Origin of the sequence: Rahnella rivi, from assembly GCF_019049655.1 — a bacterium.
In the GTDB taxonomy this organism is placed as follows: domain Bacteria; phylum Pseudomonadota; class Gammaproteobacteria; order Enterobacterales; family Enterobacteriaceae; genus Rahnella; species Rahnella rivi.
The window spans coordinates 301,967-320,400 of record NZ_JAFMOX010000065.1; the positions used below are offsets into that span (position 1 = coordinate 301,967).

Sequence of the window (18,434 nt, forward strand, 5' to 3'; positions counted from 1 at the left end):
TTTAGCAAAACGTTAAGAATTAGCAACCATTAAGTTATCGCATTCTCTTTTGCAACCACTCACAAATCTCATGTAATGCACGATCAAAATGAGCATAAAGCGGCTCACTTTGGATCGCCAAAATCTTGCCATCGGCGGAAGAGTCCGCAATCAGCCTCGCTTCGCTCTTCGGACTGAACACATCATTCTCCCAATAAGCGGCCAGCATTGGCGTCGGCGTTCTGCGCCCCAGCAAGCCCTGCATTTTCAGAGAATAACGATTAAGTTCTGTTTTAAGCGCGGAGTCGGACGCGCTGGACATGCCAATGCGGCTGGCGAGCACGTCCATGTACATATCCGGCACCTGTTCCTGACATTTAGGATCACTGAGCAGCGAATGGACCAGCGCGCCTAAGGTGGCGACCGCGCGCACGCGGCGCGGCTCGAGATAAGCCAGCCGCACGGCAACGTTGGCACCAAAGCGATAACCCAGCAGGCTGACACGACCGGCATCGACCCAGGGCACGTCCGAAAGCTGCTGCAACACCTGCTGATGCAGGAAGCTGGTGTCCTGCGTCAGTTTCCACTTAGAGGAAAAACCGATCGACGGCATGTCGATAGTCAGCATCGCAATGCCCATCGGCGCAAGATACGTGCGGAACAGACGCTGATGGTCACTTTGCAACGTATCCAGACCGCCGCACACCATGACCGTCGGGAACGGCGCCTGCCCTTCTTTCGGCAGATGCAGAAAACCGGTGATCGGCGCCCCGCCGGGAATAGCAAAATCCAGCTCTTTTAACGTGTAAGGCGAATGTTCAGAAGATTTCTCGAACGCTTTGTTGGCGAGCGCTTCTGCCTGTTCGGCCAGCGTATCGCCTTTCAGATGCGGATAACCGGCAATGCTGTAAAGGTTGGCAGCGTTCAGCCAGTATTCGCTGGCGAGATCAGGATCCTGCTCTTCAGCGGCTTTTTTCTGCCAGATCATCGCCTGATTCGACCATTCATAAATCCAGTTGCCATTGCGATAGCCAATAACGGTATCCAGCAACAACGGATCGCTGTGCTCGGCTGTAGACACCGCAATGCGCGACAGCACTTCCTCCACTTCGAGCGGATCCACGCCGCGCCACATCCACATCAGACGGTTGATTGTCCGGTACCAGCAATTGACCGTATCCCCCTCCAGCGCGGAATGCATTGGCGGGTGGGTATTATGGTGATGAACGCGATGAACCAGCGTCGACGTTTCCGGGTATTTGAAGGAAGGTTTGAACAGCTTTTCCGTGAGATTGACTGGCGCCATGATGCATGATCCTCCGTTAGCAAGCAGTTGGTCGCCCGCAAGCCACCATTTCAGAACGGGATTATAACGTGTTAAAGGTGCGACAAGACAGGAGTGAGGTCAAGCAAGAGGGATTTCAAGGTAACCAAAGCAAAACGCCCGGCAATCAGCCAGGCGTTTAAAGCGCACCCCACGCGCCGGAAGCGCGAAGGATGACGAGTGTTATTTTCCGACCAGAGGAGGAACGAACACCACGCCCATATCCCACGGCTGTTCGATCCAGGTGTTCTGCGGGATGTCTACCACGTAGTCATCAACCAGCGGTGCGCCAGCCGGTTTGGCGAAGATCGTGATGAAATGCGCTTTCGGGTACATTTCACGGATCGCTTTCGCGGTACCGCCGGTATCAACCAGATCGTCGATCACGATGAAGCCTTCACCGTCGCCTTCTGCGCGTTTCAGCACCTGCATTTCGCGCTGATTATCATGGTCGTAGCTGGAGATACACACGGTATCCACATGGCGGATGCACAGCTCGCGAGCCAGCAACGCTGCAGGAACCAGGCCACCACGGCTGACTGCAATAATGCCTTTCCATTGTTCTGCCGGCAGCAGGCGTTTCGCCATTGTGCGGGCGTGGATTTGCAGCATGTCCCAGGTTACAACGTATTTTTCGCTCATAAAGGTGTCCCAGCCAGTGAATTGACGGCTTCTGAAATTTATTGGGGGGGAAAAAGGTTGCGCGAGATTATAGTGAGTCCGGCTCACAAAAACCAGCGATTATCTGGTTGCATCCGTCGCAACGCCCCGGATTTTATCCCGGCGCACGCGCACAGCTTCGGATTAAGTGATATTCTGTCAGGCCACTCGCCACAACGTCTGGCGGGGATTATTTAACCCTAAACCTACAGCATCTCAATCAGTTCCCCTGCAAATGGAGCCTGACTGAGCTGACTGTCACAGGAGACTTATAGTGTCTGAACTGTCTCAGCTTTCGCCACAACCGTTGTGGGATATTTTTGCCAAAGTATGTTCGATTCCACACCCTTCTTATCATGAAGAAGCGCTGGCAAAACACATCGTTGAATGGGCACAGGAAAAAGGTATCCACGCTGAGCGTGATGAAGTGGGTAATATCTTGCTGCGCAAACCGGCCACTAAAGGCATGGAAAATCGCAAAGCGGTTGCCCTGCAGGCGCACCTCGACATGGTGCCGCAGAAGAACAACGATACCGTTCACGATTTCACTAAAGATCCCATTCAGCCGTTCATTGAAGACGGTTGGGTAAAAGCACGCGGCACGACGCTGGGTGCGGACAACGGCATCGGTCTGGCATCTGCGCTGGCGGTTCTGGCGGATGAAAGCGTCGAACACGGCCCGCTGGAAGTGTTGCTGACCATGACCGAAGAAACGGGCATGGCGGGTGCATTTGGCCTGCAACCGGGCTGGTTACAGTCTGAAATCCTGATCAACACCGATTCAGAAACCGAAGGCGAAATCTACATGGGTTGCGCAGGCGGGATTGATTTTACCGCCACACTGCCATTGAGCCGTGAAGCGGTACCTGCTGGTTTCACCACGCTGAAAGTGACGCTGAAAGGCCTGAAAGGCGGCCACTCCGGCGCTGATATCCATCTTGGCCTGGGCAATGCCAGCAAACTGCTGGCGCGTTTCCTGGCAGATAACGCCGACACACTGGGCCTGCGCCTGCTGGATTTCACCGGCGGTACGCTGCGCAACGCCATTCCGCGCGAAGCCATTGCAACGCTTTCTATCGCAACGGATAAAACCGATGCGCTGAAAGCGGCCGCAGAGGAATTCCTGGCGACCATTCAGTTCGAACTGTCCGCGGTTGAGAAGAAAATCGCACTGGTTGTTGAAGCGGCTGAAAGCAACGCGAAAGCACTGACTGCTGAAACTCAGGGCAAGTTCCTCGCACTGCTGAATGCCACACCAAACGGTGTGATCCGCATGAGCGATGACGTGAAAGGCGTGGTTGAAACCTCCCTGAACGTCGGCGTTGTCACCATGAAAGACGATGAAGTGGCGATCAACAGCCTGATCCGTTCTCTTATCGACAGCGGTAAAGAGTACGTGGTCAGCATGCTGAACTCACTGAGCGCGCTGTCTGGCGCGAAAAGTCTGGCGAAAGGCAGCTACCCTGGCTGGAAGCCCGAGCCAAGCTCGCCGGTGATGACGCTGGTGCGTGAAACCTACGAAACGCTGTTCAGCAAGACGCCAAACATCATGGTGATCCACGCCGGTCTGGAATGCGGTCTGTTCAAAAAACCGTACCCGGACATGGACATGGTTTCCATCGGACCTACCATCACCGGGCCACACTCGCCGGATGAGCAGGTTGAAATTGAAAGCGTTGAGCTGTACTGGAAACTGCTGACCGCCCTGCTGAAAGCGATTCCTGAGCGCGGTTAATACCCGATCCCCGAAATCATCCGGGCTGTATCAGGGTGGCAACTGAGTAAATCCCCGGTCACATATACAAATATGTGACCGGGGTTTGCGAAGACAGCCCACGCAGAGACAGCCTGAAAGATGACGGGGATCATTCCCAGGGAAGCAGAAGCTGACGCTCTATCTGCGGATCCTGCAACGTCACATGCAATCCCACCAGCCTGACGCCCCTTCCGCCTCGCCGTTGTTCCCAGGCTTCCCGTGCGACTTTCAGTAAATCGTCTTTATTCAGCACCGGCCAGACGTGTTCCTGCGTGGTCTGCTGGAAATCATGGAATTTAAGTTTCACGCCCTGTCGGGCGATGCGCAGACTCGGGCTGACTTTGCTCAGGCGCGTATGTAATTCCGGGTACAGCCGTTCGATCAGCGCCACGCACTCTTCCCAGCTGTGAATATCTTCGGCCAGCGTGCGCTCGACGCCGACGGATTTACGCAGCCGCTCGGGGGAAATCTCACGTTCGTCAATGCCCTGACTGCGCTCCCACAGCACGCGGCCAAACTTTCCGAAACCTTTAAGCAAGGCTGCCAGATCATACCGCTGCACGTCGCCACAGGTATTCAGGCCGTGCTCCTGCAAACGCTGTGCGGTGACTTTGCCAACGCCGGGGATTTTACTCAGCGGTAAATTCTGCAAAAACGCATCGACTTTATCCGGCGTAATCACAAACTGTCCGTTAGGTTTATTCAGATCAGAGGCTATTTTTGCCAGAAACTTAATGGGCGCGATACCCGCCGAGGCGGTCAGATTGATTTCATCGGAGATCGCCTGGCGGATTTGTGCAGCAATCAGCGTGGCGGATCCGTTGCACTGCGTGGCGTCGGAGACGTCGAGATAAGCTTCGTCCAGTGACAGGGGTTCAATCAGCGGAGTGTATCGCGCAAAGATTTCACGGATATGGTTTGAGGCTTCTTTATAAGCCTCCATTCTGCCGGGAATCACTTTCAGATGCGGACAGAGTTTCAGCGCCATACCGGTGGGCATCGCGCTGTGCACACCGAATTTACGCGCAGGATAATTGGCGGTGCTGATCACACCGCGGCGATCGCGGCTGCCGCCGATGGCGATAGGAATGTCGCGCAGGGAAGGATCATCGCGCATCTCGACGGCCGCGAAAAAGCAGTCCATATCCACGTGAATGATTTTACGCATAGCCCTCCCCTGATAACTGTATAAGTATACAGTGAGCCGGTGCAATTTCAAACACAGAAAATGGCGGTAAATTTGGGTTAATTAATCACCAATAATGGCAAGCGCAAGTAATTAACAAACCGAAACTCATTATTCAATATTTGATGATTGCTAAAATATTAATCAGTATTAATATGGCAACGTTTCAGACAGGTTGTAGATAAGAAATCAATCAGTGGCGGTCTTAAAGATGGTTCCATCTGTAGACAAAACATCAGAATTATTACCAAGCAGGATTTAGAATGATCAGAATCGCGCTGTTCCTTGCGATGCTCCTCAGTTTGCCTTTATTTACAGCAAATTACGCCGTGGCCAGTGAACCTGTCCCGGTCAATGCTGCGCTTAAAAAGCAGTTGTTAGGCGCGCCAGTTTATATCCAGATTTTCAAACAAGAACGTAAACTCGAATTGTATGCCCAGCTCGACGGCGAATTTCGTCTGATCGGCAGCTATGGCATCTGCGATTTTTCCGGCGGTTTGGGGAATAAACGTCGTGAAGGCGATTTCAAAAGCCCGGAAGGTTTTTATAACGTGGATATCCACCACCTGAAACCAGACAGCCGCTTTTATCGTGCTATCAACATCGGCTTCCCGAATGCCTATGACATCTCACAGGGTTACTCAGGTAAGTACCTGATGATCCACGGTAACTGTAAATCCATTGGGTGTTATGCAATGACTGACGGTTACATGGATGAGATCTTCACCTATGTTCAGGCAGCGTTCCAGTTCGGGCAGCGTAATTTGCAAATCAGCATTTACCCGTTCCGTATGACCGATGCCAACATGACCGCGCACAAAAACTCAAGCTACATCAACTTCTGGCGTCAGCTTCAGCCTGGCTATGCGTACTTTGAGAAACACCATCAGGCGCCCAACGTGGTGGTGACTGACGGTAAATATGAAGTGCTCCAGCCGCTGTCTAATACCCCGCTCTCCTCACAGCTGGCGTTCACCCAGGTGAAATAACGCGAACTCGCCTGGGGCAATTTTGTTCCAGGTTTCGTTTGCGGTCAGCGGTTGCGTGGCAATCACGGTGACGACATCATCAGGTGTCGTCTGCTGCTGAAAATCAATTTCCACATCCTGATCCAACAAGGTTGCCTTGCCAAACGGCGCGCGGCGCGTGATCCAGTGCAAATTTGTCGAACAATAGGCCATCACAAAATGCCCGTCCGACAGCAGCATATTAAACACCCCTTTTTCGCGTAACTCATTGGCCAGCGACGCAATATAGCGGAACACCGGCGGCCAGCTTGCCGGGCGACGCGGATAACGTTGAGTGAGTTTGTGCAGCAGCCAGCAAAAAGCGTATTCGCTGTCAGTCTGGCCTATCGGGCGCAGTGTGCCGGTATCGAGCTGGCGGTAACCGCGCAGCTGACCGTTGTGCGCGTAGGTCCAGTTGCGTCCCCACAGTTCCCGGGTAAACGGATGGGTATTTTCCAGCGCCACTTCGCCACGGTTTGCCTGACGAATATGGGAAATCACCGCGCAGGATTTGATCGGGTATTCCTGAACCAGGCGGGCGATGGGCGAATTAAAACTCGGCAGCGGATCTTTAAAAGTACGGCAGCCATTCCCCTCATAGAAGGTAATGCCCCAGCCGTCTTTATGCGGGCCAGTCCCGCCACCGCGCTGCACCAGTCCACTGAAACTAAAACAAATATCAGTTGGAACGTTAGCGCTCATCCCGAGCAATTCGCACATCACCAGCCTCCTTTACTGCAAAGGGCTTATGCCTTCGCCATCTCTTTTTCGATCAGAAGAATCAAAATGTGAATAACTTTAATGTGGATTTCCTGCACACGGTCAGCGAAGCCGAAGTGTGGAACGCGGATTTCCACGTCAGCAGATCCGTCCATCTTGCCGCCGTCTTTACCGGTCAGGGTAATGACTTTCATGCCTTTGGCACGCGCAGCGTCGATAGCTTTGATGACGTTTGCAGAATTCCCGGACGTGGAGATGCCCAGCAGAACGTCGCCCTTCTGGCCAACCGCTTCCAGATAACGAGAGAAAATATACTCATACCCGAAATCGTTACCCACGCAGGAAATGTGGCTGACGTCAGAAATCGCAATCGCCGGGTAGCCCGGACGGTTCTCACGGTAGCGGCCGGTCAGTTCTTCCGCAAAATGCATGGCATCGCAGTGTGAACCGCCGTTGCCGCAGGAAATCACTTTCCCGCCCGCTTTGAATGAATCCGCCAGCAGCACTGCTGCACGTTGAATAGACTCAATATTTGCCGGATCGCTGATGAATTTATTCAGCGTTTCAGCAGCTTCGTTCAGTTCAGTACGGATAATATCCTGGTACATAGCAGCCTCTTTTATGTCCATTTGCAGCCGTTGAAACACAGCCGATAGCAATAAAACTTTCCGCTGTGCAGTGTAACGGATCGGCGGATCGGCGAGAAGCAATGAAGCGGTAATGATTCCGATAGTTTCCATTTTTGACGCTTCGTGCGGCCGGATTGTGAGCTGTGTTGTAATTAGTATGTAAACACATTGATAAAGAAATGAGCATGAACTAAAACCATTGTATCCCTACAACAGGTCAGACCTCCTACTACTCAGGAGCATTACTATGATGGTTCTCAGCATTGTTGCATTTGTCGTTATCCTTGGTGCGCTGTTTTATCACCGCGTCAACCTCACCCTTAGCAGCCTGATTTTACTGGCGTTCACCGCCGTGATGGGCGCGATCAATCTGTGGACGCTGTGGCTGTTAGTGCCACTGGCGATCCTGTTGCTGCCACTGAACATCCCGGCCCTGCGCCGTTCATTATTCTCCGGCCCGGCACTTCGCACCTTCCGCAAAGTCATGCCTGCCATGTCACGCACGGAGAAAGAAGCGATTGAAGCCGGTACCACCTGGTGGGAAGGCGACCTGTTTGGCGGCAAGCCGGACTGGAAAAAGCTGCAGGATTATCCTGAGCAGCGCCTGACCGAAGAAGAACAGCGCTTTATCGACGGCCCGGTGGAGGAAGCCTGCCGCATGGCGAATGATTTTGAGATCACTCACGAACTGGCTGATTTGCCGCCGGAGCTGTGGGCGTATCTGAAAGAGCACCGCTTCTTTGCGATGATCATTAAAAAAGAGTACGGCGGCCTCGAATTCTCGGCTTACGCTCAGGCTCGTGTTTTACAGAAACTGGCCGGTGTGTCAGGGATCCTGGCGATCACCGTCGGCGTACCAAACTCCCTCGGTCCGGGCGAATTGCTGCAACATTACGGAACCGAAGACCAAAAAGATCACTATCTGCCGCGTCTGGCCGAAGGCCTGGAAATTCCGTGTTTCGCACTAACCAGCCCCGAAGCGGGTTCTGATGCCGGCGCAATCCCGGATTTCGGTATTGTGTGTAAAGGCCAGTGGCAGGGCAAAGAAGTGCTCGGTATGCGCCTGACCTGGAACAAGCGTTACATCACGCTGGCACCTATCGCCACCGTGCTCGGTCTGGCATTCAAACTGAAAGACCCCGATCATCTGCTTGGCAACGAAACTGATTTAGGCATCACCTGTGCGCTGATCCCAACGGATACCCAGGGTGTGGAAATCGGCCACCGTCACTTCCCGCTGAACGTGCCTTTCCAGAACGGTCCGACGCGGGGTAACGACATTTTTGTCCCGATCGACTACATCATTGGCGGCCCGAAAATGGCCGGTCAGGGCTGGCGTATGCTGGTGGAATGTCTGTCCGTGGGCCGTGGCATCACGCTGCCGTCAAACTCCACCGGCAGCCTGAAATCTCTGGCGATGGCGACCGGCGCTTATGCCTATATCCGCCGTCAGTTCAAACTGCCGATCGGTAAAATGGAAGGTATCGAAGAGCCGCTGGCACGCATCGCGGGGAACGCTTATGTCATGGACGCGGCAGCGACGCTTATCACCAACGGCATTATGCTGGGTGAAAAACCGGCGGTGCTGTCGGCGATTGTGAAATATCACTGTACGCACCGCGGTCAGCGCGCCGTAATGGATGCGATGGATATCACCGGCGGTAAAGGCATCATGCTCGGTAAAAGCAACTTTGTTGCCCGCACCTATCAGGGCGCGCCGATTGCCATCACCGTGGAAGGGGCCAACATCCTCACCCGCAGTATGATCATCTTTGGTCAGGGCGCGATCCGCTGCCATCCTTACGTGCTGCGTGAAATGGCGGCAGCGGAGAAAAATGATCTGGTCGATTTCGACCGGGCGCTGTTCGGCCATCTCGGCCACGTCGGCGGCAACACCGTGCGCAGTTTCTGGCTCGGCCTGACCGGCGGGCGCACCAGCGATACACCGGTGAACGATGCCACCGCCCGCTACTATCAGCACATCAACCGCCTGAGTGCCAATCTGGCGCTGCTGGCCGATGTGTCGATGGGTGTTCTGGGCGGCAGTCTGAAACGTCGCGAACGCATTTCCGCCCGTCTCGGCGATATCCTCAGCCAGATGTATCTGGCGACAGCCACGCTGAAACGTTTTGATGAAGAAGGCTGTCACGAGGCCGATTTGCCGCTGGTCCACTGGGGCGTGCAGGACTGTCTGCATCAGGCGGAAGTGGCGATTGACGATCTGCTGCGTAACTTCCCGAACCGTTTCATCGCAGGCGTCATGCGTCTGGTGGTGTTCCCGCTGGGTGGCGCTCACGCTGCACCGTCCGACCAGCTGGATCACGAACTGGCGCGGATTCTGCAAGTGCCTTCTGCCACCCGCAGCCGTATCGGTCGCGGTCAGTATCTGACGCCAAGCGAGCACAACCCGGTCGGTCTGCTGGAACAGGCGTTGCAGGATATTCTGGCCGCCGAACCGGTTCACAAACGTCTGTGTGAGGCGATGGGTAAAAAACTGCCGTTCACCCGCCTGGATATTCTGGCGCAAAAAGGTCTGGATGCCGGGCACCTGAGCGCTGACGATGCGCGCATTCTCAGCCGTGCGGAAGAAAGCCGTCTGCGGTCGATTAACGTTGATGAGTTTGAACCGCACGAACTGGCCGCACACCAGCCAAAGGAAGAGGCAAAAACGCTAAAAAAGGATGAAGCGAAACCGCGTCATACTGAAGCTGCCTGATCCTCTTTTCTGACCAATAAAAAAGCCTGAGTGCAAAACACTCAGGCTTTTTCTTTTGTATTGCCGAAGTAAGATCGGAAATCAGAAGAAGTATTTGAAGCGCACGCGCCCGCCGTAACGTTGCTCGCTGTCGTCGTCATTGGAATAGGTTTTATCCCCATCCAGCATCGACATATACGCCCCGAGATAGACGTTAAAGTTCTGCATATTCATCACGTTCGGGATCAGGTAGCTGGCATGAATGGTATGAATATCATAGCTGCCCGGCTCATTAAACCAGTCGTCATCGTAGTCAGACGCACGCACGCCATCCATGCTGAAGTCTTCAATTTTGTTATGCGCGTAGATGTAGCCCAGTTCGAAACGTTTCCACAACGCATTCGCGCCGACCGTGAAATCTTTTTCGTCGCTGGCATCCATGTACGCCGTGCTGAGGTTTGCCACGATGCCATTTTCAGGGTCTGCTTTCTGGCCGTTCCAGGTCATGGTCATGCCGTAACCGTTACGTTTAGACTGATCGATGGTTTCGCCCTGATCATTCTTGTAACCGTACGCATTGTTCACCACGTTGGTTTCCGCCGCCGCCGCCACCGAGAATGCGTCCCCTTTCCAGGCAATCACAGGGCGCAGATACGCCACGTTTTTATCCTGTTCCAGTTTGTTACCGTGGTAGTTTTGCTCGGCGAACAGCGAGGTCCCGTCTTCGAGCAAGGTATTGAGCTCGAAATACCAGTTGCCGATATTTTTATTCAGCAGGATGTTACCGCCGCTGTCGCTGCGTCCGCGCCCTTCTTTCATCATATACACATAGCCGTAACCATCGGCATACAGGTCGTTGGCCGTATTACCGGAGTATTCGATGAAGGTATCCTGATTAAGCGGGAACATATCGTAAGCTTCGAACCGGCCAATTTTGGCCATCCAGTCTTTCTCTTCACCGAAGAAGAACGCGGCATCATCAAGGGTCATTGACCCGTTGAGGTCGGCGGTCGGCTGAACAGAGAATCCGGAGAACTGGCCGTTATCATTTCGGCGATAACCATCAAGGCCGATCAGTAAACGCCCGTTCACATCCCAGCGCTCATTGGTGCCTGGTCGCCAGTTTTTATTATCACTGGTGCGTATTGACGTTAATTGTCCGCTGCGACTGGCGCCATCGACGTTAAATTCCACATCGCCGTATAATTTCAAATTATCGAAACCATTCAGTGTTAATAATTTGTCTTTCGATATTCCTTCGGTTTTCACTTCTACCGGATTGGCTTCTTTCACGCTGGCTATTTCCTGCCCGCGCTGCACATCCTGTTTTTTCAACTGTTGGATCTGTTTCTCTGCCGTATCTGCCCGTGCTTCAGCCTGCTGGAGGCGCTGCTCAAGCAGTGCCATACGCGCTTCCAGACTGGAGGGAGCCCCCGAAGCAAACGCGGAACCCGACACCGCAAGACCCATCAAAAGAGCAATCGGCTTAATTTTTCTCATGTGTTGATGTCCTTTTCTTATACCCAGATTAACATTCAGCGTTGAATTAAATTCAGCTGTATTATTTTTTTAAAATATAAGCCAGTGGAGGTTTGGCGAGGACTGAAGATAATAGGCGGAGGAATGGACTGTCAAAAAACAAACCGGTGAAACGTGAAGTTGAACTGTAATAACGAAATTTCATTCCTGTAAAACCAATAAACGTAAAACGGGGCGCTTTTATTAAAAGCGCCCCGTTTAATATGTCATTTAAATAAATACATTTAATTTATTTATCAGCTGAATTCGTTAATGCTCAGCTTTTTTTAGGACGGACTCTGGCCGTCAGGCCTTTCAGAAAGTAACGCAACACCTGATCACCGCACGGGCGGTAGTTCTTGTGACCTTCTTTGCGGAAGAATGCGCTCAGTTCGCCTTCGGAGACTTTAAAATCTGCCGCCGTCAGCACGGCGATCATGTCTTCGGTTTTCAGCTCAAACGCCACACGCAGTTTTTTCAGCATGATGTTATTGGTCAGGCGTTTTTCAACTTCCGGTGCCGGGAAGCGATCGTCTTTACCGCGTCTGAAGGTGATCAGGCCGTTAAGGAAGTTCGCCATCACTTCATCAGGCACTTCCATGTAACCTTCTTCATCTTCTTTTTTCAGATAACGGGACATCACTTCAGGGCTGACCGGCGTGCCGGTTGTCTTGAGGATCTCGATCAGCTGGCCTTCGCTCATATCCAGCATGTAGCGGACACTGCGTAAGACGTGGTTATGCATCATAATTCTGTATTCCTGTTAAAAGTAAACCGAGGAAATGCCACCGGGTTTACCCCTACGCACCTCGAAGGCGGGCATTATACAAGAAACTCACAGGATTAGCTGAACTGACGTATCCGTGCAATAAGTGACTCCACGTCGCTGATTTGGTGTGCAGTGAGGATCAGTTTTTGGCCGAGGCTCAGCGCATGGCGCTGACAATCGGCGCGCATCTCTGCATCTTTAATGGTATCGAGATCCGCCACGTGCGCCAGCCCGATGGTGCGGCGGATAAGCTCCGCGCCGCAATATCCCACGGCATCGTGCCAGACATCTTGCAGGTAGATTTCCGCATAACCCGGTTCCGCCAGCGTCGGATCCTGAGATTTTTCACGCGCCAGTTGCAGGAAGCGTTCGGAAAAACTCAGCCACAGCTCGCGCACATCTTTCAGGCGCTGTTCACGGCCATCCGCCGCTTCGCGCACGCCCACCAGCCCCGGCAGACCGCAGTAATTGAGCAGCAAATTGCCGATAGCCGAGCCCGGATCAAATCCCAGCGGGCCGTAATAACCAAATTCTGCATCGATAGCTTTAAGTTTACCTTCAGCCACGAAAATCGAACCACTGTGAATATCCCCGTGCAGTAGCGCTTCGGCTTTCGTCAGGAACCGGTGTTTCAGCGCGGCCACCGCCAGCCGCAAGGGTTTATCAGCGCGCAGCGCGGTCACTTCTGGCAGCAGCAGCGGATCCACATTATTGCGTTCGTGATCGACGTACGGATCGGTGAAAAACAGATCTTCGGTGATCTGACAGAGTTCAGGGTTAGTAAAGCGTGAGACTTCGGCTTTCTTGGTTTGCGCATTCTGGTAGAAATCGGAGGTGTGAAACAGCGTTTGTGCCAGATACTCGCCCAGCTGGCTGGCGGCCTGCGGGTAGTCGTTTCCCTGCACCAGTTCGCTGCGCCAGATCTGATGATCCGACAGATCTTCCTGCACCATCACCGCCAGTTCCGCGTCGTGATGCAGCACTTTGACCGTATGTTGCGGGCAATACTGACCGTGAATGATCAGGGTTTCGGCTTCGATGCGCGCACGATCTAACGTCAGTGGCCAGGACTCGCCCACGCAGCGCACATAAGGCAGCGCCTGTTTGACAATCACCCGGCTTTTCCCCGTCGTATCGCGGATCTTGAACACCAGATTCAGGTTTCCGTCACCGATTTCATCGGCGGTGACCAGGGAGTGTGGATCCGCCACGCCGCCGAACTGGCGGGCATATTCAACGGCATCTGCGGCGGTAAACGTGTAGTAGCGCGACATCCTGACCTCTCGAATTCTTTTTTCAGCCTTAAAAGCGTTTAGACGTCTATACATCTATAAAACATGTTGGCAGAATAAGTAATCAGATGCAACTGGGCAACAAGGATTTAACCGACCATGCAAAGTCTCACAACCACCAGTTTACGAATTCGCGAAAATCAGCTGTGGATCCTCGATCAGCAGGCCCTGCCCCAGCGCGCTGACTGGCGTGAATGTCGCAACGTCAGCGAGCTGGTGGATCACATCCGCACCCTGCGCGTGCGCGGTGCGCCACTGATTGGCTTGTCCGCCAGCCTGCTGCTGGCCTTGCTGGCCGAAGAGGGAATGTCTCAGGATGCCCTGCATGATTCACTGGAAACGCTGCGCGCCTCGCGCCCGACGGCGGTTAACCTGATGAACAATCTCGACCGCATGAAAGCCGCATTGCATCAATCTGATTACGTGAAAGCGTTAGCGGAAGAAGCCCTGCGTCTGGTGGAAGAAGACCGGGCACTGTGCGACAGCATTGCGGATCACGGTGCCGCGCTGGTCACGCCCGGCAGCCGCCTGCTGACGCATTGCAACACCGGCGGGCTGGCAACAGCGGGCGTCGGCACGGCGATTGGCGTTATCCGCCGCGCGCACGGGCTGGGCAATGTGCAACAGGTGTGGGTGGATGAAACCCGCCCGCTGTTACAGGGCGGGCGTCTGACGGCCTGGGAGCTCGGCGAACTGGGCATTCCTTACCAGCTGATTTGCGATTCAATGGCCGCCAGCCTGATGGCACAAAAACGCGTGGATGCCATCTGGGTCGGCGCTGACCGTATTGCCGCCAACGGCGATGTCGCCAATAAAATTGGCACTTACAGTCTGGCGGTGCTGGCGAAATACCACGGCATTCCGTTCTATGTCGCCGCGCCGCACACCACCCACGATCCGCACTGTCCGAACGGTGCCGCGATCCCTATCGAGCAGCGCGCAGCGAGTGAAGTGACCGGCGTTTCCGGCAGTTTTGGGGCCGTGCAATGGGCACCGGATGACGCGCAGGTTTACAACCCGGCGTTTGATGTCACTCCGGCTGAACTGATCAGCGGATGGGTGCTGGATGTCGGTGTGGTGACGCCGGTTCAGGTGCGGGATGGGATATTGACTCAGGCGCTGAAGTAGCAAGTGCTTGCTTTGCTCTTCCCCCGTCCAGGGGAAGAGCATGAAAAAACCCGCAACCGCCTGTCGCCGTGAAGTGTTAAACCACCGCCATCCCCATTCTTTCCCGTGCTTCCTCATACGTCGGCATCGATGCCGCCGCGCCTGCCCGTTCCACACAAACAGACGCATAAGCAGAAGCAAATTGTGCCGCTTCGCGAAGGGTGACACCGGCGGCAAGCTGCGAAGCCAGCGCACCGTTAAAGGCGTCGCCTGCGCCGGTGGTATCAACCGGGGTGGCCGGGCAGGCGCGGATAATCTGCGTGTCGCCGTTCACCGAAAGCAGCGCGCCCTGCGTGCCCAAGGTGATGATCAGCGCCTGTATGCCTTTGGCGTGCAGCGCGTGAGCGGCGCGTTCGGCGGAAGGAATATCGCAGACGTCGATGCCGGTGAGCAGCGTGCATTCCGTGGCGTTTGGCGTGAGTAAATCCACCTGCGCCAGCAGATGGTCGGACACCGGCTGGAACGGCGCGGGGTTGAGGATAATGTAGGTGCCGTTGTCTTTCGCGATGCCGATCAGTTTTTCAATCGCAGGCAGATTGTTTTCGAGCTGAGTCAGCAGGATATCGGCGGCAGCCACCGCCGGGCGGCACTGTTCCACTTCTTCGTCGGTGACCGTCAGATTGGCGCCCGGATCGACCGCAATCATGTTTTCAGCATCGGCGCCGGCGACATAAATCAGTGCGTTGCCGGTCGGGCATTCGCTGGTGGAAAACAGCGTGACGGCGTCGAAACCGGCGCTGTCGAGGTGGCGGCGGGCAAACATGCCGAAATCATCGCGACCCACTTTGCCGATGTAATGCACCCGCGCACCGGCGCGCAGCGCGGCGACCGCCTGGTTTGCGCCCTTGCCGCCCGCGCCCATCATGCTGTTGCGGGCAATCAGGGATTCGCCCGGTTTGGGGAAACGCGCCATGCCGGCGACGATATCGAGGTTGAAAGAACCAAATACGCATACCTTGCCTTTGTTCATGCCTCTCTCCTGAAGGAAAATGTTCCGGCGGCCAGAGCTGGCTGCGACGGAAAAACGCGCTGTGCGGCTAAACACGCGCCACGGCAGCCCGTCTCGTCGGTCACGGCGCTGAAATGAATCGTGAGATCGTTGGCCGGATACGGACTGCGTAAATGGCTGCGTAACTGCCGTTCGAGTTCGGCCAGCGGGAAGTTCTCCATCGCCAGCACGCCGCCGCCCAGCACTAAATAACCGGGATCCAGAATGTTCATTTCGCTGGCGACAGTGCGCGCCAGCCGTGCCACAAATTCGGTTAAATCCACATGCCCGGCGTGACGTACAAACAGCTCGGCGAACGGCGTCTGTGGCGCGTGTTGCCGCGCCCAGCCGGTCAGCCAGTTACCGGAAGTGAGCGTCTCGACGCAGCCGGTTTTACCGCAAGGGCAGAGTAGCGGATTCCCCGCCAGCGGAATGTGCCCCAGCTCCCCGGCACCGCCGTGCGCGCCGTGGTAAAAATCCCCGTTGATCCACAAACTGTTGCCAAGACCCGTGCCGAGATACAGCCCGACGGCGACATCCGGCAGCGCGCCGTGCTGCGTTAAATCCCACCACATCAGATGGTTAACGTCTTTGTCCATCGCCACCGGCAGATGCAAACGTTGTGAGAGCAGCGCCGCCACCGGCTGGTTATCCAGCGCGGAAACAAACGGCAGCGACAGTACGGTCTGGCGGTCGCGGGACAATACCCCCGGCAGCCCGAGCATCACCTGCGCCACCTGATGATGCGGATCCTGTTCCTGCAAATACGCCGTGATCAGGTTTTCCAGCCCCTGTAACGGGTCAGTCTGCCCCGCCCAGCGTTGGGTCGGGGTTTTGTGGTAGCCGCGAAAATTTTGCTGGCTGTCCATCAGCATTAAACGGGTATTGGTGCCCCCGACATCCACTCCAAGAAAGTGCGGCATACGGCTCTCCTGCCCTCAGGCTGCGTGACGCGCCTGACGCATCTGATCGAGCATTTTGTCCCAGGCAACATCCAGATCGCTGTCCAGCGTGAACAGGCCGGAACTGCCGACGATCAGCACTTCCGCGCCCGCGCTCATCAGATCCTGATAGGTGCGAAGATTGCAGGAACCGTCGATTTCGATCAGATAGCGGTAACCTTTTTGCTGTTTGAGATCGCGCAACTGGGCGATTTTTCCAAGCATTTCAGGGATGAACGGCTGACCGGCATAGCCCGGATCCACGGTCATCACGGTGATTTTATCCAGCAGATGAATGTAGTGCTGGATGTACTCCACCGGCGTCGCGGGGTTGAGCACCACGCCGACTTTTTTCCCCAGCGAGCGGATCTGATTGATGATGCGGAACGCGTCGCGGTTAATGGTTTCGGCGTGCGGGCAGATAAAATCGGCACCGGCAAGGGCAATCGGCTCGATAAAGTCAGCCGGGTTTTCCACCATCATATGCACGTCCAGAACCAGCGGCGTGTGCGGGCGGATCTGCTCGATAAAAAACGGCGACAGCGTGATATTTTTGACGTAATGGCCGTCCATGATGTCGATGTGCAGCATGTCGGCACGACGGTTCAGCACTTCGAGTTGCTGTTTGATGTCGATCAGGCTCATGCACATCAGCGACGGAGAAATTTTGTATTCCATGATGTTTTCCTAAGTCAGAGGCAATGTTAAAAGAGTGTTTAAGGTTGAGCCGCCCGCGCTTTGGCAGCGCTCATTCGCCCTGCCCTTTTTTGCAGAAAACGGCTGCGGAAGAATTTCAGCGCCAGCACCACAATCAGCACCGCGCCCCACATCGCCAGGCTGAAATGCGGGCTGACGTTCATCAGATTCAGGCCGGTGGAAATCACCTGCAGGACAATCAGCGAGAGCACCACGCCCGCCACTTTGCCGAAACCGCCATTGGGATCCGTGCCGCCAAGAATGATGGCGAGCACCGTCAGCAACAGATAGGAATCGCCGTAGCCCATGCGCGCCGAGTTGAAGCGCGCCATCATGATCAGCCCGGCAATCACGCATAACATGCTGGAAATCACGTAGATGGCGATCAGCACGCGGTGGGTATTTACGCCGCTGAAATGGGTGGCGTTGATGTTGCTGCCGCTCATGTAGATGTACTTACCGAGGCGGGTGCGTTCTAAAAACACCGCGACGAAGGCCGCCGTCAGCAGGAAGATAATCAGCGGCACCGGCACGCCGAGCAGGGTTTCCGCGCCGATAAAGCGCACGATATCCGGCATGCCGCTAATCGCCGCACCGCGTGAAAGGTAGATGCCGACGCCGTTCACCATGGTCATGGTCGCCAGCGTCACCAGAATCGGATGTGCGCCGACATAGGCCACCAGCGCGCCGGTCAGCATGCCAATCACCAGCGCCAGAATCATTGCGCCGACCAGCGCCAGCGTCAGCCACACCGCCTGCATCGCCATGCTGGCATCCGGCGGCAGCCAGGTGAGAAACACCCACGCCATCAGCAGGCTGGTCAGGTTCGCGGTGGCGATAATGCACAGGTTCAGGCCGCCGCTGAGGATCGGGATAAACATCGCCAGCGTCAGTAAACCGAGTTCCGGCAACTGGAAGGCGACGCTCATAAAGGTGGCGTCACTGAAGAAGCGCCCCGGCATCGCCAGGCTGAAACCGATGATCACCACCAGCAATAACAGCGATAACCCGAGCGTAGTGTTGTCGACTTTCAGCTTGCCGATTTTCAGGCGAGGCCGCGCATCGGGCTTCGCTTTAAGACTCACATTTCTGCTTTTTGCGAACATA

The 18,434-nt window shown here is 55.0% G+C and carries 16 protein-coding genes; 4 read left to right on the top strand and 12 right to left on the bottom strand.

Going from position 1 to position 18,434, the window contains the following annotated elements; translation table 11 throughout:
• Positions 1-34 precede the first annotated feature (34 nt).
• Both frsA and gpt read right to left on the bottom strand, forming a co-directional pair.
• The gene (frsA, locus tag J1779_RS20655; RefSeq protein WP_217204644.1) at positions 35-1,285 is read right to left on the bottom strand and encodes an esterase FrsA; all 1,251 of its coding nucleotides are present in this window, start codon (positions 1,283-1,285) and stop codon (positions 35-37) included.
• Positions 1,286-1,486: 201 nt separating this feature from the next.
• Positions 1,487-1,945: a xanthine phosphoribosyltransferase gene (gene gpt, locus J1779_RS20660; protein WP_056781475.1), complete on the bottom strand. Its 459-nt coding sequence runs from the start codon at positions 1,943-1,945 to the stop codon at positions 1,487-1,489.
• Between the two features lie 292 nt (positions 1,946-2,237).
• Between gpt and pepD the strand changes: the two genes are divergently transcribed.
• A complete protein-coding gene (pepD, locus tag J1779_RS20665; RefSeq protein WP_056781478.1) occupies positions 2,238-3,698 on the top strand; it encodes a beta-Ala-His dipeptidase in 1,461 nt (486 codons plus the stop codon).
• Between the two features lie 130 nt (positions 3,699-3,828).
• Here pepD and dinB read toward each other — a convergent pair whose 3' ends face one another.
• Positions 3,829-4,887, bottom strand: coding sequence for a DNA polymerase IV (gene dinB / locus J1779_RS20670; RefSeq protein WP_122097379.1), 1,059 nt, complete (start codon positions 4,885-4,887; stop codon positions 3,829-3,831).
• 281 nt (positions 4,888-5,168) lie between these two features.
• On the opposite strand from dinB, the gene dpaA reads away from it, so the two are divergent.
• Positions 5,169-5,894 (top strand): peptidoglycan meso-diaminopimelic acid protein amidase, encoded by a 726-nt coding sequence (dpaA, locus tag J1779_RS20675; protein ID WP_217204645.1) that lies wholly within the window; start codon positions 5,169-5,171, stop codon positions 5,892-5,894.
• Here the strand turns inward: dpaA and J1779_RS20680 are convergent.
• A complete protein-coding gene (locus tag J1779_RS20680) occupies positions 5,865-6,632 on the bottom strand; it encodes a class II glutamine amidotransferase (protein ID WP_056781487.1) in 768 nt (255 codons plus the stop codon). The two genes, dpaA and J1779_RS20680, sit on opposite strands and share 30 nt — an antisense overlap.
• A 26-nt stretch (positions 6,633-6,658) precedes the next feature.
• Positions 6,659-7,240, bottom strand: a complete 582-nt coding sequence (lpcA, locus tag J1779_RS20685; protein WP_122097592.1) for a D-sedoheptulose 7-phosphate isomerase — start codon at positions 7,238-7,240, stop codon at positions 6,659-6,661.
• A gap of 268 nt (positions 7,241-7,508) precedes the next feature.
• Between lpcA and fadE the strand changes: the two genes are divergently transcribed.
• Positions 7,509-9,977, top strand: a complete 2,469-nt coding sequence (fadE, locus tag J1779_RS20690) for an acyl-CoA dehydrogenase FadE (protein ID WP_217204646.1) — start codon at positions 7,509-7,511, stop codon at positions 9,975-9,977.
• Between the two features lie 81 nt (positions 9,978-10,058).
• On the opposite strand, the gene J1779_RS20695 is transcribed toward fadE, so the two are convergent.
• From J1779_RS20695 to mtnK, 3 genes are all read right to left on the bottom strand, one after another.
• Positions 10,059-11,456, bottom strand: a complete 1,398-nt coding sequence (locus J1779_RS20695) for a carbohydrate porin (protein ID WP_122097376.1) — start codon at positions 11,454-11,456, stop codon at positions 10,059-10,061.
• A 295-nt stretch (positions 11,457-11,751) separates the two neighbouring features.
• The gene (locus J1779_RS20700) at positions 11,752-12,222 is read right to left on the bottom strand and encodes a YehS family protein (protein WP_056781497.1); all 471 of its coding nucleotides are present in this window, start codon (positions 12,220-12,222) and stop codon (positions 11,752-11,754) included.
• A gap of 95 nt (positions 12,223-12,317) precedes the next feature.
• Complete coding sequence (gene mtnK, locus J1779_RS20705; RefSeq protein ID WP_217204647.1) at positions 12,318-13,517, bottom strand: S-methyl-5-thioribose kinase; 1,200 nt, start codon at positions 13,515-13,517, stop codon at positions 12,318-12,320.
• Between the two features lie 117 nt (positions 13,518-13,634).
• Between mtnK and mtnA the strand changes: the two genes are divergently transcribed.
• Positions 13,635-14,663 carry an S-methyl-5-thioribose-1-phosphate isomerase gene (gene mtnA, locus J1779_RS20710; protein ID WP_217204648.1) on the top strand — a complete coding sequence of 343 codons (1,029 nt, stop codon included), beginning with the start codon at positions 13,635-13,637 and terminating at the stop codon, positions 14,661-14,663.
• 76 nt (positions 14,664-14,739) lie between these two features.
• Here the strand turns inward: mtnA and rbsK are convergent, their stop codons facing one another.
• The 4 genes from rbsK to J1779_RS20730 are packed head-to-tail and all read right to left on the bottom strand — an operon-like array spanning position 14,740 to position 18,433.
• Positions 14,740-15,672: a ribokinase gene (gene rbsK / locus J1779_RS20715; protein ID WP_217204649.1), complete on the bottom strand. Its 933-nt coding sequence runs from the start codon at positions 15,670-15,672 to the stop codon at positions 14,740-14,742.
• On the bottom strand, positions 15,669-16,613 hold the full coding sequence (alsK, locus tag J1779_RS20720; protein WP_217204650.1) for an allose kinase: 945 nt from the start codon (positions 16,611-16,613) through the stop codon (positions 15,669-15,671). Before alsK ends, rbsK begins: the two co-directional genes overlap by 4 nt.
• 15 nt (positions 16,614-16,628) lie before the next feature.
• On the bottom strand, positions 16,629-17,309 hold the full coding sequence (gene alsE / locus J1779_RS20725) for a D-allulose 6-phosphate 3-epimerase (RefSeq protein WP_183848033.1): 681 nt from the start codon (positions 17,307-17,309) through the stop codon (positions 16,629-16,631).
• 38 nt (positions 17,310-17,347) lie between these two features.
• Positions 17,348-18,433, bottom strand: coding sequence for an ABC transporter permease (locus J1779_RS20730; RefSeq protein ID WP_217204651.1), 1,086 nt, complete (start codon positions 18,431-18,433; stop codon positions 17,348-17,350).
• Position 18,434: the final 1 nt, after the last annotated feature.